Below are 15,469 nucleotides of genomic sequence, written 5' to 3' on the forward strand. Positions count from 1 at the left end.
GCCGGCCGGTCACCGGCGCGGGTACCGTTCCGCATCCGTAATGCCCGATTCGATGTACTCGACCCCTACCACCCGGTAGGTTCGGGCTCCAGCAGGTCGGGCCCGGTTCCGGCCGTGCGTCGCCGAAGCCCTGTCGAGGCCGCCAGGAGGTCGATCCCGTGCGCGAGTACAGCGTTCCCGCCACCGTGTCCGTTGGGGCCGAGGAGTCGCTCGCCGACGCCGTCTTCTCGACCGCGGCCGAGTACCCCGACCACGTGCTGTACCGGCGCAAGGGCTCCTCGGGCAGCTGGGACGACGTGCCGGCGCGGGAGTTCGCCGAGCAGGTGCTGCGGCTCGCCGCCGGCCTCGTCGCCGCCGGTGTGCAGGCCGGCGACCGGGTCGCGCTGCTGTCGCGGACCCGGTACGAGTGGACGCTGTTCGACTACGCGATCCTCACCGCGGGCGCGGTCACCGTCCCGATCTACGAGACGTCCGCACCGGACCAGATCTCCTGGATCATGTCGGACTCGGGCGCGGTCGCGATCGTCGTCGAGACGGCCGAGCACGCGGAGTCCGTGGAGAAGGTCCGCGGCGACCTGGCCGACCTGCGCCACGTGTGGCAGATCGACCCCGCCGGCTCGGCCCCGGACGCACCGTCGGGCGTCGAGCAGCTGCGCGGGCTCGGCACCGGCACCACCGACGAGACCGTGCACGCCCGGCGCACCGCCGTGCGGGCCGACGACCTCTGCACGCTGATCTACACCTCCGGCACCACCGGCCGTCCGAAGGGCTGCGAGCTCACCCACCGCAACCTGCTCACCGAGTGCCGGACGGTGATGGCGACGCTGCCGGACCTGCTCAGCGCGGACGGCTCGGTGCTGCTGTTCCTGCCACTGGCGCACGTCTTCGGCAAGGCGATCCAGTGCGGCTCCTTGATGAGCCGCACCACGGTCGGGCACAGCCCGGACGTGAAGACCCTGCTCCCCGACCTGGCGGAGTTCCGGCCGACGTTCCTGCTCGCGGTGCCCAGGGTGTTCGAGAAGGTCTTCAACGGCGCCCGGCTCAAGGCGCACGACGGCGGCAAGGGCCGGATCTTCGACGCGGCCGTGGACACCGCGATCGCCTACTCCGAGGCGCTCGACACCGGCGGTCCCGGGCTGCTGCTGCGGGCCCGGCACGCACTGTTCGACGCGCTGGTCTACGGCAAGCTGCGGGCGGCCGTCGGCGGACGGGTCCGGGCGGCGGTCTCCGGCTCCGCACCGCTCGGTGCCCGCCTCGGCCACTTCTTCCGCGGCGCGGGCCTGCTCGTGCTGGAGGGCTACGGCCTCACCGAGACCTCGGCCGGCATCACCATCAACACCCGCGACGCCCAGCGGATCGGTTCGGTCGGCCGTCCGATGCCCGGGTGCGCGGCGCGGATCGCCGAGGACGGGGAGATCCTGCTGCGCAGCGATCTCGTCTTCCGCGGCTACTGGCACAACGAGGCCGCGTCCGGCGAGGCGCTCGAGCAGGACGGCTGGTTCCACACCGGCGACATCGGTGAGATCGACGACGCCGGCTTCGTCACGATCACCGGCCGGAAGAAGGAGATCATCGTGACCGCGGGCGGGAAGAACGTCGCCCCGGCCGTGCTGGAGGACCGGCTGCGGGCGCACCCGCTGGTCGGCCAGTGCATCGTGCTCGGTGACCAGAAGCCGTTCATCTCCGCGCTGGTCACGATCGATCCGGAGGCCCTGCCCGGCTGGCGGGAGCGCAACGGCAAGCCGGCCGGCGACGCCGGATCGGCCGCGGACCTGGTCGACGACCCGGAGCTGCGCGGCGAGGTCGCGGCCGCGGTCGAGGAGGCCAACCAGGCGGTGTCGAGGGCCGAGCAGATCCGCAAGTTCCGGATCCTGCCCGCCGACTTCACCGAGGCAGCGGGCGAGCTGACCCCGACGATGAAGGTGAAGCGCGCCGTCGTCCTGCAGTCCCACTCCGAGGACATCGAGGCCCTCTACTCGGGCACCGCCTCCTGACCCCGCCCCGGAACGCACTCATGGAGCTTCGGCCCGGTCCGACCGGGCCGAAGCTCCATGAGTGCCGCCGGGACGGGTGGGGTGCAGGAAGGCGTGCAGGCGGGCGGCGGAGGTGGCGGCGCTCGCGGTCCGGGTGATCCGGGCGCGACCGGCCCGGCCCAGTGCGGCGGCCAGGGCGGGATCGGCGAGCAGCTCGACGACCCGTCCGGCGACGGCGGTGACGTCCCGGCCGGGGACCACGTACCCGGTGCCGCCGTCCTCGACCGTCTCCGGCGCCCCGCCCGAGTCGCCGACGACCACCGGCAGCCCGCACGCCGCCGCCTCCAGGGCCGCGATGCCGAGGCCCTCCACGTCCAGCCCGCCGAGCCGGGTCCGGCAGGGCAGCGCGAACACGTCGCCCACCGCGTGGTGCGCGGGCAGCTCGGCTGCCGGGACCCCGCCGGTGAGCACGACGGCGTCGCCGACCCCGTGCCGGACCGCGAGCCGCCGCAGCCGGTCCCGGTCCGGGCCGGCGCCGACGAGCAGCAACCGGGCGCCGGGCACCCGGGCCCGGATCCGGGGCAGCGCGGCGACGAGGACGTCCTGACCCTTGCGCGGCACCAGCCGGGACACGCACGTGACGACCGGTGCCGACCCGAGCCGGTACCGCTCCCGCAGCGCCGCGCGGGCCGCGGGATCCGGGGCGAACCGGCCGGTGTCGACCGGCGGCGGCAGTGGTTCCAGGGCGGCGCCGGGCCCGAACGCCGCCGCGATCCGGTCCCGGGTCCAGCGCGAGACGGTGGTGACGACGTCGGCGTCGGCCCCGATCCGGCGGACCGCCGCACGGGCGCCGGGGAGCATCGACCAGCCGACCTCGTGGCCGTGCGTGGAGGCGACGACCCGCTCGACGCCCGCACGCCGGCGCAGGTGCGGGCCGAGCAGCCCGAGCGGGGCGGCCGCCCCGAACCAGACGGCCTCGATCCCGTGGGCGCGGACCAGCCGGGTCGCGGCGTCGGCCACCGCCGGGCCGGGCAGCATCGGCAGCCCGGTCGCCGACCGGTACCGGTGCACGGGGTACGCCTGGGCGGCGTCGAACGCGGCGGCGCCCCGCCAGGCCGGAGCGAGGACGACGAGATCGCCCGCGGGCAGCCCGGCGGCGAGATCGTGCAGGTAGCTCTGGATCCCACCGGGCCGGGGCGGGAAGTCGTTGGTCACCAGCAGCGTGCGCGGCACGGCCGGGGAGCGTATCCGGGATCGGCCGGGGTCCGCCGCCGGGCCGGTGCGTGACGGCCGCGGACCGTCCCTCAGCCGGGTCCGCCCCGGCCCCGCGCGGCGACGCCCGGCGCCTGCTGCTCGCGCCGGACGGCCGCCTCGACCGCGGTGCCGATCCGGCGCAGGGTCGCCAGCTCGTGCGGTTCGAGCACGTCCACGAGCAGCGCCCGCACCGCGGCGACGTGCCCCGGTGCCGCGGCGACGACGACGTCGTACCCGGCCGCGGTCAGGGTCGCCGCAGTCCGCCGGCCGGATCCGGGGACCCGGGCCCTGGTGAGCAGGCCGCGCTTCTCCAACCGGCCCGCGACGTGCGACAACCGCGACAGCGACGCCGCGGTCCGCGCCGCCAGGTCGCTCATCCGCAGCGTGCGGTCCGGCTCCTCGGACAGCACCGACAGCACCATGTACTCGAAGAAGGTCAGCTCCGTCTCGCGCTGCATCCGGGCGTCCAGCGCGGCCGGGAGGCTGATCATGATCGCGGAGTTGGCCAGCCACGCGGCCCGCTCCTCACCGTTCAGCCAGCGCGGTTCCGGATCCGCTGCGGTCTCCTCCGTCATGCCGGCAGCGTACCCACTTGTTGACATTTCAAGTCCAACGCTGTACTTATTGAAGCATCAAGTTCGAGCTGAACCCGGAAGGAGCCGTCATGGAGACCAGCTCGCTCGGCGGACTCGAGGTGTCCCGTATCGGCCTCGGGACCATGGGGATGTCGGCGTTCTACACCGGCGCCGGTCGCGACGACGCCGGGTCGGTCCGCGCCGTCCACCGCGCCCTGGACCTCGGCGTCACCCACCTGGACACCGCCGAGGTGTACGGGCCCCACACCAACGAGGAGCTCGTGGGCCGGGCGATCCGGGGCCGCCGGGACCGGGTCGTCGTCGCCACGAAGTTCGGGCTGCTCGCGCACACCGGGCGTCCCGGGCCGGACGGCACCGCGGCCGGCGTCCGGGCCGCGGTGGAGGGGTCGCTGCGCCGGCTCGGCGTCGACCACATCGACCTCTACTACCAGCACCGGGTCGACCCCCGCACGCCCGTCGAGGAGACAGTCGGAGCGCTCGCCGAGCTGGTCGCCGCCGGCACGGTGCGCCACATCGGGCTCTCCGAGGCCGGTCCCGGGACCATCCGCCGGGCACACGCCGTGCATCCGGTGGCCGCCGTCCAGACCGAGTACTCGCTGTGGACCCGCGAACCCGAGACGCGCATCCTCCCGACGCTGCGGGAGCTCGGCATCGGGCTCGTCCCCTACTCCCCGCTCGGGCACGGCTTCCTGACCGGCGGCATCCGTTCGCTCGACGGTCTGGACGCCACCGACTGGCGCCGCACCAACCCCCGGTTCACCGGGGACAACCTCACCCGCAACCTGCGCATCGTCGACGAGGTCCGCGCGGTCGCGGCCGACGCCGGCGCCACCCCGGCGCAGGTCGCGCTGGCCTGGCTCCTCGCGCAGGGCGACGACGTCGCACCCATCCCCGGCACCACCCGGGTCGAGCGGGTGGAGGAGAACACCGCCGCCGCCGACGTCCGGCTCACCGCGGCGCAGCTCGCCCGGCTGGACCGGCTGACCCCGGCGTCCGGTGAACGCCACGCCGCCGCCGACATGGCCGACATCGAGCGCTGAACCGGGCCGACCGGCAGCACCGACGACCACCCCCCACGACTGGAGCAGACCGTCATGACGACCACCCCCATCCGCGTCGGGATCATCGGCGCGGACACCCGGGCGAGCTGGGCCGGGGCGTCGCACGTCCCGGCGCTCGCCGCGCAACCGCGGTTCGCCCTGGCCGCCGTGGCGACCCGGCACGAGGACAGCGCGCGCCGCGCCGCGGAGACCTTCGGTGCCGCACGCTGGTTCGCCGACCCGTACGCACTCGTCCGCGACCCGGGGATCGACCTCGTCACGGTCGCGGTGAAGGTCCCCGCGCACCGCGAGCTCGTCCTGGCCGCGCTCGCGGCGGGCAAGGCCGTGTACTCGGAGTCCCCGCTGGGGACGACCGTGGACCAGGCCGTCGAGATGGCCGCGGCGGCTGGGTCGCTGCCCACCGCGATCGGCCTGCAGGGCAGGCACAACCCCGCCGTCCGGCGGGCGGCCGAGCTCGTCGCCGGCGGCCGGATCGGGCGGGTGCTCTCGGCCCGGGTCACCGCGACGACGTTCGGCAACGGCCCGGAGTCGGTGAGCGCCTACGCCTACTTCGACGAGGCCGCGTCCGGTGCCGGGTTCCTGCCGATCGCCGTGGGCCACGTCCTGGACGTGGTGGAGGCGGTCCTCGGCGACATCACCGAGGTCGACGCCCGCACGGCGCTGCTCTGGCCCGAGGTGACGCTGACCGACACCGGAACGACCGTCGTCCGGGAGGTGCCCGACCATCTCGACGCCGTCGCCGGGACCGCGTCCGGCGCTCCGGTCGGGATCCAGGTGCTGGCCGGGGTCCCGGTGCCCGACGCCCGCTTCCGCTTCGAGATCCGCGGTTCCGACGGCTGGCTGACGCTGACCGGCGACCACCCGGCCGGCGTGCAGGTCGGGGACCTGACGCTGGCCTCGAGCGCGGAGTTCACCGCACCCGACGCACCCGTCGCGACCGGGACCGGCCCGACCGCCGCCGACATCTGGACGGGGGCGTCGATCAACGTCGGCGAGGTCTACGCCGCACTGGCGCGCGACATCACCGACGGGACCCGGCACACCCCCGGCTTCGGGCACGCCGTCCACAACAGCCGGCTCGTCGCGCGGGTCGAGCTGGCCGCGCGGACGGGCGTGCGGCAGTAGGACCGCGCCCCGGCGGTCAGGCCACCAGCGGCACCGCCAGCTCGACGGTCAGCCGCCCGGACGCGTCCGCCGTCACGAACTGCCGGACCGCGTCGACGCCGGCGGGACCCCCGCGGGACTCCCGGCGGGCCAGCTCGGCGCTCAGCGCCACGAACGCCGGGTGCGGCAGGTCGTCGGGGGCCTGCGCGTCCTCGCCGCAGTCCATCCGCACCACCAGCTCGCGGACGGCGGGCCGGGACCCGGTGTGCACCGCGATCCCGTCGATGTCGGCGGGAAGCTCCGGCGGCGGGCCGGGCAGCGCCCAGCACAGGCTCAGCTCGATCCGCTCGGGATCGCCGTCGACGGCGTCGAACCGGGTCCAGCCCGGTCCGGTGGGTGGGACGTGTGCCCGGGTCAGCACGGCGAACAACGCGTGGTGGGCGGCGATCGCCCGATCCTCCTCGGCGAGGGCGGCCGCCTCCTGCCCGTCGGCCGGGAGCCGGTGCACGACCGCGGCCGTGTGCGTCGCCGGGACGTCGCGCTCGAAGATCTCCACGGCGCCGTCGAAGCCCTCGACCAGCCGGGCGACGGCCGCGAGTGCGCGGTCCTGCGCCGCGCGTGCGGCGGCGACCTCGCCGCGGAAGTGCTCCAGCGCCGCGGGGACGTCCGCGCCGTCCCGGGTCGCACGGCGCACCGACTCGACCGGCATCCCGGCCGCCCGCAGCGCCTTGACCAGGACGGCGGTGTGCAGCTGCCCACCGCTGTAGCGGCGGTGCCTGCTCACCGGGTCGACGACGGCGGGCACCAGCAGCTCCCGCTCGTCGTAGTGGCGCAGTGCCTTCACCGTGAGCCCGGTGGCGTGGGCGAACTCTCCGATCGTGAGCATGCGACCGAGTGTCCGGCCTCCCCCACGGGGAGGTGCAAGACCGGATCCGCCGGCCGGCGTGGTGTCAGTCCCGCGGGCCCGCCGTCCACGGGAACGCCGCGGCCCGCGACCGGACGCCCTGCGCCGCCCGGGACCGGTTCGGCTCCCCCAGCTCGGCGAGCAGGTCCTCGGACCCGGTGACGAGCCCGGCCAGCACCTCCGGCGTCAGCCAGGACGGGCGCAGCGCGAACAGCAGGTCCTCGGTGGCGGTGTTCCCGCTGGCCCCCGGCGCGAACGGGCAGCCGCCCAGCCCGCCGAGTGCCCCGTCCAGCAGCGTCGCGCCCGACGCGACGGCGGCCAGCCCGTTCGCGACGCCCTGGCCCCAGGTGTCGTGCCCGTGGAACGCCACGCGCCGCCCGTCCGCCGCGTCCGCGACCCGGGCCACGAGCGACCCGACCTCGGACGGGACCGCCTGACCGAGGGTGTCGCAGACGACGACGTCGCAGGACCCGGCGGTGCGGGGATCGGCGACGATCCCGAGCACCCGGTCCGGGTCGACCGGTCCGTCGAACGGGCAGGTGAACGCGGTCGCGAGGCAGAGCTGGATCCGGCCGCCCGCGTCGACGGCGTGGCCGACCGCCTCCGGCATCGCGGCGAGCGAGACCTCGGTGTCGCGGCCGATGTTGGCGTTGTTGTGCGCGTCGGAGACCGAGAAGCAGTACTGCACGTTGCGCGCCCCGGCCGCCACGGCGCGCTGCACGTGCCGCGGTGTCGCCACCCAGACCCAGCACCGCTCCAACTCCCCGGGGGTCAGCGCGGCGACCACGTCGAGGGTGTCCGCGAGCGGCGGCACCAGGTCCCCGCGGGCCAGCGACCCGATCTCCAGTTCCGGCACGCCCGCCGCCAGCAGGGCGCGGACCAGCTCCACCTTCCGGGTGGTCGGCAGCGGCTTGCCGGTGAGCTGCAGGCCGTCCCGCAGCGTCACGTCACGCAGCACGACATCCATTCAGGACTCCTCTCCGGACGCGGCCCGCACCGCGTCGGCCGGGTAGCCGAGCAGGCCGCCCAGCACGTCGTCGGTGTCGGCGCCCAGGTCGGGACCGACGTGCCGGACCGGGACCGAGACACCGTCGAGCACCGGGACGACGCCGGGGAATCCGACCCGGGCCGGTCCGGCTCCCCCGGTGTCGACGTCGAAGTACTGGACCATGTCCCGGGCCCGGAACTGCTCGTCGGCGACGATGTCGGGCGCGGTGTGGATCGGACCGGCCGGCACCCCGGCCTCGTCCAGCCGGGCCAGCACCTCGTCCCGGGGCAGCGACCGGGTCCACGCCTCGATCGCCGCGTCCAGCTCGTCGCGGCGCAGCCAGCGGCCGGCGTTGGCCGCCAGGTCCGGCTCGGCCCCCAGCTCGGGGCGGCCGATGACCTCCATGAGCCGACCGAAGATCGAGTCCCCGTTCCCGGCGACGACCACGCTCGCGCCGTCGCCGCAGACGTAGGCGTTCGACGGCGCGATGCCCTCCATCCGCCCGCCGACCCGGTGCCGCTCGACGCCGTAGGCCAGGTGGTCGGGGACCAGCGACTCCATCATCGAGAAGACCGCCTCGTTGAGGGCGACGTCCATCGAGCGCCGGTTCAGCGGTGGCCGCGCCGCCCCGGACGCCTCGCGCTGGTAGAGACCCATGACGGCGGAGAACGCCCCGTACAGCCCGGCGATCGAGTCCCCGATCGACACCCCGGTCCGCGACGGCGGCCGGTCGGCCTCGCCGACCAGCGCGCGCAGCCCGCCCATCGCCTCGGCGACCGCGGCGAACCCGGGCCGCCCGGCCAGCGGCCCGGTCTGCCCGAACGCCGAGATCCGCACGAGCACGACGTCGGGGTTGGCGGCGTCCAGCTCGGCCGGGCCCAGCCCCCACCGCTCCAGGGTGCCGGGCCGGAAGTTCTCCAGCACGACGTCGGACCGGGCAGCCAGATCGAGCACGGCCCGGCGGCCCGCGTCGGAGCGCAGGTCCAGCGTGACGGAGCGCTTGTTGCGGTTCAGGGTGCGGTAGAGCATCGAGGTGTCACCGGCGTAGAGCCGCCAGTTGCGCAGCTCGTCACCGGTGCGGGGGCGTTCCACCTTGATCACGTCGGCGCCGAAGTCGGCGAGCAGGCGGCCCGCGGTCGGCGCCGCGATGTAGTTGCCCAGCTCCAGCACCCGGATGCCGGTGAGCGGCAGGTCGGACACAGGTCCGGACACAGCGTCGGACACGTCGGAAGCCCTCCTAGAAGACGAGTGACAGCGGCAGGATCAGCACGATCGCGACGACGGAGGCCACCGACACCCCGACCGAGCAGGTCTTCAACGTCCCGCGCACGGACTGGCCGAGCAGGGACTGCAGCAGCCAGAACGTGTTCGACGTGACGTGCACGGCGAACAGCGCCCCGGCACCGGCGGCGAGCGCGATCAGCACCGGGGCCAGCCCGATCACCGGCGCGACCGGCGCCAGCACCCCGGCCGCGGTGATCGCCGAGATGGTCACCGAGCCGATCGCGACGTGCAGCACAGCGGCGATCAGCCACACCATGAGCAGCGGTACGGCGGTGTTCGCCGAGAAGTACCGGCCGAGGATCTCGCCGAGCCCGGCCTCGGAGATCGTGGTGGCGAGCGACCCGCCGACGCCGGTGAGGATCAGGATCTGGCCGCTCTCCCGGAACCCGTCACCGACCGCGGCGTCGATGGTCTCCCTGCCGTGCGTCAGCCCGACCACGAGGGTCGTCCCGACCAGCGCGATCAGCAGGGCGATCACCGGCTCGCCCAGGAACACGAGCACGGGCTGGGAGACCCCGGCGGCGTCCAGCACCGCGCCCGCGGCGATCAGGAGCAGGCCACCGAGCAGCGGCGCGAAGAGCATCGCCAGCGGGAGCTCCCGGCGCGATCGGGTCCCCGGTACCGGCGAACCGCCGGACCCGGCCGCACCGGCCGCGACCGCGCCGGACGCGGCGCCGTGCCCGGCGGCCGCGACTCCGTCCCCGGAGCCGGCCGGTGGGGTTCCGCCCGGACCGCCGGACGTGGCTCCGTCCGCCCCACCGGGTGTGGGCCCGTCCGGGCCCGGGGTGGTGGCGGTGTCCGGACCAGCGGCCATCCCGGCCCAGGTCGGCTCCTGCTCGTCGCGCTCCTCGGACCACCAGCCGCGCCGGAACAGGAACGTCATGATCCCGGTCGCGATGACGACCGTCGGCACGACCACCGCCAGCCCGGCGAGCAGCATCTGCCCCAGGGGAACGCCGAGCACACCGGCCAGCGCGACGGCACCGACCCCCGGCACCATGAACACGATCCCGCACTCCAGGCCGATGGCCAGCGCCGTGGCCATCCGCGGCAGTCCCTTGTCCCCGATCCGCGGCGCGATCCGCCGGGCCAGCGGCGCCGAGATGACCAGCAGCACGTCCACGAAGATCGACTGCAGGACGGTGCCGACGGTGACGGCGGTGGCGTAGGGCATCCCGCGCGGGCCGCACAACCGCAACAGCGACGAGACCAGCCGTTCGATGGCGCCCGCCCGGTGCAGCATCGCGCCGGTGAGTACACCGAACGCGATCAGCAGCCCGACGTCGGCCAGGATGTCCCCGAAGCCGCCGGTGACCGCACCGACCGTGCCCTCGACGCCGAGTCCGGCGGTCAGCCCGAGGTAGACGGCCCCGATGACCAGCGAGATCACCGGGTTCAGCCGGAATCTGACGATCAGGATGACGGTGCCGAGCACGGCAACCACCGTGTTCACCACGATCACGGTCTCCGACACGATGGGCTCCCTGCACGGTCCGACGGCAATGTCGCGCCCACATCATGAACCGTCACTCACCATGCGGGCAAGGCGGGTCGGTCAGCGACAGACGTCCGTGGCGAACCCGAGCAGTGCCTCGCGGTCGTCCGGGGAGACGGTGAGCCGGACGGGCGGCTCCGCCGCGACCGTCGCGACGACGTCGAACGCCGTCGCACGCTTGCTCTCCGCCAGCGCGTGCGGATCGCAGCGGGTCGCCAGTATCTCGACCGGCAGCACCGCGTCCGGCCCGGCCGCGAGCGTCAGCGGGAGCACGGCCCCGGCGCCGGGCCGCATCCCGAAGATCGTCGTGCCGCCGAGCTCGGTGATCGCCACCGGGTCCGTGCCCGCGCGGCGGTGCAGGCGCAGCGAGCCGGTCAACCGGTCCCCGGCCCGGACCCACGGACCGTGCAGCACGACGTCGGACCGGTCGCGCACGGCGCGCTCGGCGCACTCGCCGCGGTGCAACGCCGCGATCGCGCCGTAGGAGTCGTCCAGGTCGATCACGACCGGCTCGTCGCCGACGGTGATCCGCGCGGTCGACGGGCCGGGACCGGCCGCGCAGTCCGGCTCGCCGAGCGGGATCCGGACGTCGGTCGTGGTCCCGGCACCGAGCCCGGCCGCCGGGGTGACCGCCGGCGACGGCCCGAACCCGCCCGGGACCAGCTCCACCCGCTGCACCGTCGTCGGCCGCTCGGCGCGCAGCCGGACCGTCAGGACCCGGGCCGCGATGTCCGAGCGGTACTGCATGACGGTGCCGGAGAGCCCGGCGGCGTCGTCCCGGGGCCCGGTGCAGGCGACGCCGACGGCGCCGACCAGCAGGACGAGGACGAGCGCCGGGATCCGCACTCCTCAGCCCGCCGCCAGCGCCCCGCCGAAGCCGAGCAACGCGACGCCGGCGAGGCCGTCGGCCGCGCGCCGCACCCGGCGCCGCGAGAACCACGCCCTGGCCCGGTGCACCGTCGCGACCAGCCCGAGCTGCCAGAGTCCGCCCAGCACGGCGACGGTCAGCGCGAGCAGGAGGGCGTCGGCGGTGGTCGTCACGCCGGGCACCAGGAACTGCGGCAGCACCGACAGGTACATGATCAGGACCTTCGGGTTGGTGAGGTTCGACCCGAGCCCGATCAGCAGCGACCGGTGCGGCGCGACCCGCGGCCCGGCCGTCCCGACGTCGGCGTAGTCACCACGGCGCGCGGCCCGCAGCGCCTGCACGCCCAGGACGCAGAGATAGCACACGCCCGCCCAGCGGATCACGGTGAAGGCGGTGTGCGACTGCGCGATCAGCACGCCGAGCCCGAACGCCGCCGCCGACCCCTGCACCGCGTTCCCGACGAACACGCCGGTCACGGTCAGCAGACCGGCCCGCCCGCCCCCGGCGAGCGAGGACCGCAACAACACGAAGGTGTCGGGACCGGGCATCAGCACCAGCCCGACCACGATCAACAGATATGCACCGTAGGACGCCCAGCTCACGACCGGCCATGCTAGGGCGCGCCGTACCGTGATCGCTCGTGACTTCCCGCACCGCCCGCGGTCGCGCGGCCCGCCGCCGGGCCGCGGCCCGCGCGACTCCCCCGCTCCCCGCACGGGACGGGCTCGCCCCGGCCCGCCTGCGCACCCCGCCCACCGGCGACGGTGCGACGACGATGCGCGCGCACCTCGTCGCCCGGCTGCCGCACGTCGATCCGGCGCGGATCGACGCGATGCTGGCGGCCGGGGAGATCGTCACCGCCGACGGGCCGCTCACCCCGGACTCGCCGTTCGCCCCGTCGACGACCCTGTGGCTGCACCGCGAGGAACCCGACGAGGCCACGGTGCCGTTCCCGGTCCGGATCCTGTACGCCGACTCCGACATCGTGGTCGCCGACAAGCCGCACCTCCTGGCCACGATCCCGCGCGGGAGCCACGTCCGGCAGACCGTCCTGGTGCGGTTGCGGCACGAGCTGGGCCTGCCGGAGCTGAGTCCCGCGCACCGGCTGGACCGGGCCACCGCCGGGGTGCTGCTGCTGGTGTGCCGGCCGGAGCTGCGCGGCGCCTACCAGACGATGTTCGCCGACGGCCGGGTCGAGAAGGTCTACGAGGCCGTCGCGCCGTACGACGCGGGACTGGCGCTGCCGCGCACCGAGCTCTCCCGGATCGTGAAGCGCCGGGGCACGTTCGGCGCGGTGACCGAGCGGGGCGAGCCGAACGCCGAGACCCGGATCGAGCTGGCGGACCGGCGGGGCGACCTGGCCCGCTACCGGCTGTTCCCCCGTACCGGGCGGACCCACCAGCTACGGGTGCACCTGAACGGGCTCGGCGTCCCCATCCTGGGCGACGACGTCTACCCCGAGCTGCGACAGCGTCCGGACGTCGACTTCTCCCGGCCGTTGCAGCTGCTGGCCCGGTCCCTGGAGTTCGACGACCCGGTCAGCGGCGTCCGGCGGCGCTTCGCCAGCGACCGCGTCCTGCAGGCATGGAGCGATCCGGACGGGTGGGCGGCGGGCACCCACCCGGTCTGAGCCGGCGGCTCACCCCGCGTTGCGCCCGCCCTCGCCGTTCAGCCGGTGCCCGTTGGACCCGTGCCCGTTGACGACCGCGGGGGCACCACCGACGGCCTCGGCACCGTGGTCCTCGGCCGCCCGGTGCCTGCCGTCCCGCAGCCCGCGCTGGTAGCTCGCGAGCCGGTTGCGGACCCGGTCGGGCTGCCGCTCACGGGAGGCGCCGGCCTGGGAACCGCCGGCGGTCTCCCGCCACGGCGGCGGCACCATGGCCTGCCCGGGCAGACGCTGCGGCAGGCCACGCGAGGTCGTCGGGAGGTCGACGACCCGGTCCGCCCGGATCCGCGCGGCGTCGAACTCGGCGTCCCCGGGGGTCCGCCAGTCGTCCCGGGGCGTCGCCGCCCCGTTGGTCGCCGGCGGCGCGGTCGGCGCGGCCGGCTCACGGAACCAGGCCGACGCGACCGACGCGAAGATCGGGGTGTCGTCGGCGTCGTCCACCGGCACCGGTACCTCCGAGTCGAAAGGGCCGAACAGCTCGACCGGTGGGGTCGCGTCGGCGGATCCGGACAGGGGCAGTGCCGCCGTGGCCGGCGGCACATCGTCGCTCGCGGAGCGAGCAGGTGTTCCGGACGATTGTCCGGGAGGCGTCGGCGGGCCCGCACCCGGGCCCGGGCCGGGCTCGCCGGGACCCTGGCGGGGCGGCCCGGGTATGCCGGTGCCCGGCTGCGCCGGCCCCGACGGCGGCGGGCCACCGTGCGGGAACGAGACCTGGGTGGCGCCGGACTGTCCCGCCGCATCCGGCTCGTGCGGACCGGGGCGACCGGGCGGCGCGGACCCCGGCTGACCGGGACCGTGCTGAGACTGGCCCTGGTGCCCGGGGCCCTGCTGACCCGGGCCGTGCTGACCGGGACCGTTCGGGCCGGGGAACTGCTGACTCGCGACCTGCTGACCCGGAACCTGCTGACCCGGCCCCGGCACCCCGGGACCGGCCGGGAGGTTCGGGCCGCCGGGGAACTGCTGGCCGGGTCCGGGCGCCCCCGGGGTGCCCGGACGACCGGAGCCCTGGTGCTCCGGCCCCTGGGCCGCGACGTCCTGACGGCGGCCGGACGTCGGCAGCTGCAGACCGGGGCCGGTCATCGGCTGCGGCCGGTTCGGTACGGCCACGCGGTCCTGGCCGGGCCCGCCGCCGTCCTGACCGGCCGCGCTCCTGGCGGGCCAGGACGCCGCGGCGGCCTCGCCACCGGGCGCGTTGCCGGTCGGTTCGGCGGGCCGCTGGGCGTCGCCCGGCTGCTGGGCCCCGCCCTGCGCGGCCGGCGGCCAGGCGGGCTCGGGATCGGCGACCGGGATCTCCCGGACCCCGGCCGGCTGCGGCGGCCACGGCGACTCCGCGTCGGCCCCGTCGGATCCGGCCGCGGCGGCCTCCTGCGCGGGCACGGCCTGGGTGCGCGGGTCCGCAGCGGCCGGTTGCTGACCACCGCCGACCACCGAGGACGGCAGGTGCAGCACCGCGACCGGGGTGACCCCGGTGTTGCCGGCCGGGCCCCGGATGCCGAGGCGCGCGCCGATCGCCCTGGCGAGCCGGGCCGCGACGTGCAGGCCGATCTCCTGCGGGGCGACCGGACCGGCCGGCGTGGCGCTGCCGAGCGCGCGGTCCAGCTCGTCGATCGGGCTCTGCAGCCGGGGCGGCGTCGCGGACTGCAGCTCGACGACCACCCCGCCGTCCGGGCCCCAGCGGGTCTGCAGTTCGAGCCGCTCACCGGCCGGGGTGGCCCCGGCGGCGTGGGCGAGCAGCTCGGCGAGGATCTGGGCGAGCACCGGCTCGGCCGCGGCGGAGACCGAGACGCTGGGCGTCGGCGGCACGACGGTGCGCGATGCGGCCTCGCTGGCCGCGACGATCGTGTTCAGGGTCTGGCCGAGCGGGGCGGGCGGCGCCGCCAGCCGAGGACCGCGCGGGGCACCGGCGAGGACGAGGATGTGCTCGCCGTCGCGGACGCCGCGGCGCGCGGCACCGGCGAGTTCGGCGAGGTCGGCCAGCGCGCCCGGGCGCAGCTCGCCGGTACGGAGACGCTCGGTGAGGAGCTGCTGGCGTTCGGAGCGCGCGCGGAGCCGGTGTGCGATGGCGGCCAGGACGGCGTCGCCGTCCTCACCATCGCCCGGACCGGCAGCCGGGTTCGGTCCCGGGCCGGACGGGCCGTACGGCGGGTCTTCTCGCCCCACGCGATCGTCCTCCGAACAGCTGGCAGGACACCCGGTACCGGGCGCCAGGACCTGCCCGGATCGGCACCGAAGCCGCCCGGGCAGGATTCGGTCTCCGACCCTACTCGCGCCGGGGC

General features: G+C 75.7%; 13 protein-coding genes. 4 read left to right on the forward strand and 9 right to left on the reverse strand.

The genetic code is table 11. The features are described 5' to 3' along the window. The first annotated feature begins 158 nt into the window (after nucleotides 1-158). Nucleotides 159-1,994 (forward strand): AMP-dependent synthetase/ligase, encoded by a 1,836-nt coding sequence (locus tag AFB00_RS00935; RefSeq protein WP_068795627.1) that lies wholly within the window; start codon nucleotides 159-161, stop codon nucleotides 1,992-1,994. A gap of 18 nt (nucleotides 1,995-2,012) precedes the next feature. Here the strand turns inward: AFB00_RS00935 and AFB00_RS35635 are convergent, their stop codons facing one another. Further along, complete coding sequence (locus AFB00_RS35635; protein WP_083275159.1) at nucleotides 2,013-3,206, reverse strand: glycosyltransferase family 4 protein; 1,194 nt, start codon at nucleotides 3,204-3,206, stop codon at nucleotides 2,013-2,015. A 71-nt stretch (nucleotides 3,207-3,277) separates the two neighbouring features. Beyond that, nucleotides 3,278-3,802 carry a MarR family winged helix-turn-helix transcriptional regulator gene (locus AFB00_RS00945; RefSeq protein ID WP_068795628.1) on the reverse strand — a complete coding sequence of 175 codons (525 nt, stop codon included), beginning with the start codon at nucleotides 3,800-3,802 and terminating at the stop codon, nucleotides 3,278-3,280. An 89-nt stretch (nucleotides 3,803-3,891) separates the two neighbouring features. Here AFB00_RS00945 and AFB00_RS00950 point away from each other — a divergent pair, with 89 nt between their 5' ends. Both AFB00_RS00950 and AFB00_RS00955 read left to right on the forward strand, forming a co-directional pair. After that, on the forward strand, nucleotides 3,892-4,863 hold the full coding sequence (locus tag AFB00_RS00950; protein ID WP_068795629.1) for an aldo/keto reductase: 972 nt from the start codon (nucleotides 3,892-3,894) through the stop codon (nucleotides 4,861-4,863). Nucleotides 4,864-4,917: 54 nt separating this feature from the next. Next, entirely contained in the window at nucleotides 4,918-6,009 is a 1,092-nt protein-coding gene (locus AFB00_RS00955; RefSeq protein WP_068795630.1) for a Gfo/Idh/MocA family protein, read from the forward strand. Between the two features lie 16 nt (nucleotides 6,010-6,025). Here AFB00_RS00955 and AFB00_RS00960 read toward each other — a convergent pair whose 3' ends face one another. The 6 genes from AFB00_RS00960 to AFB00_RS00985 all read right to left on the reverse strand — a co-directional run bounded on the left by AFB00_RS00960 (nucleotide 6,026) and on the right by AFB00_RS00985 (nucleotide 12,129). Then, nucleotides 6,026-6,874: a MerR family transcriptional regulator gene (locus AFB00_RS00960; RefSeq protein ID WP_068795631.1), complete on the reverse strand. Its 849-nt coding sequence runs from the start codon at nucleotides 6,872-6,874 to the stop codon at nucleotides 6,026-6,028. 64 nt (nucleotides 6,875-6,938) lie between these two features. Further along, entirely contained in the window at nucleotides 6,939-7,859 is a 921-nt protein-coding gene (locus AFB00_RS00965; protein ID WP_068795632.1) for a hydroxymethylglutaryl-CoA lyase, read from the reverse strand. Continuing rightward, nucleotides 7,860-9,104: a CaiB/BaiF CoA transferase family protein gene (locus tag AFB00_RS00970; protein ID WP_068795633.1), complete on the reverse strand. Its 1,245-nt coding sequence runs from the start codon at nucleotides 9,102-9,104 to the stop codon at nucleotides 7,860-7,862. It abuts the gene before it with no gap. 13 nt (nucleotides 9,105-9,117) lie between these two features. Next, on the reverse strand, nucleotides 9,118-10,638 hold the full coding sequence (locus tag AFB00_RS00975; RefSeq protein WP_068795634.1) for a GntP family permease: 1,521 nt from the start codon (nucleotides 10,636-10,638) through the stop codon (nucleotides 9,118-9,120). Nucleotides 10,639-10,719: 81 nt separating this feature from the next. Further along, nucleotides 10,720-11,505 (reverse strand): hypothetical protein, encoded by a 786-nt coding sequence (locus AFB00_RS00980; RefSeq protein ID WP_068795635.1) that lies wholly within the window; start codon nucleotides 11,503-11,505, stop codon nucleotides 10,720-10,722. 3 nt (nucleotides 11,506-11,508) lie between these two features. Next, entirely contained in the window at nucleotides 11,509-12,129 is a 621-nt protein-coding gene (locus AFB00_RS00985; protein ID WP_068795636.1) for a LysE family translocator, read from the reverse strand. Nucleotides 12,130-12,167: 38 nt separating this feature from the next. Here AFB00_RS00985 and AFB00_RS00990 point away from each other — a divergent pair, with 38 nt between their 5' ends. Then, complete coding sequence (locus AFB00_RS00990) at nucleotides 12,168-13,157, forward strand: pseudouridine synthase (RefSeq protein ID WP_068795637.1); 990 nt, start codon at nucleotides 12,168-12,170, stop codon at nucleotides 13,155-13,157. A gap of 9 nt (nucleotides 13,158-13,166) precedes the next feature. Here the strand turns inward: AFB00_RS00990 and AFB00_RS00995 are convergent, their stop codons facing one another. Then, nucleotides 13,167-15,353: a hypothetical protein gene (locus tag AFB00_RS00995; RefSeq protein WP_068795638.1), complete on the reverse strand. Its 2,187-nt coding sequence runs from the start codon at nucleotides 15,351-15,353 to the stop codon at nucleotides 13,167-13,169. Nucleotides 15,354-15,469: the final 116 nt, after the last annotated feature.

Source organism: Pseudonocardia sp. HH130630-07 (assembly GCF_001698125.1).
Lineage (GTDB): Bacteria > Actinomycetota > Actinomycetes > Mycobacteriales > Pseudonocardiaceae > Pseudonocardia.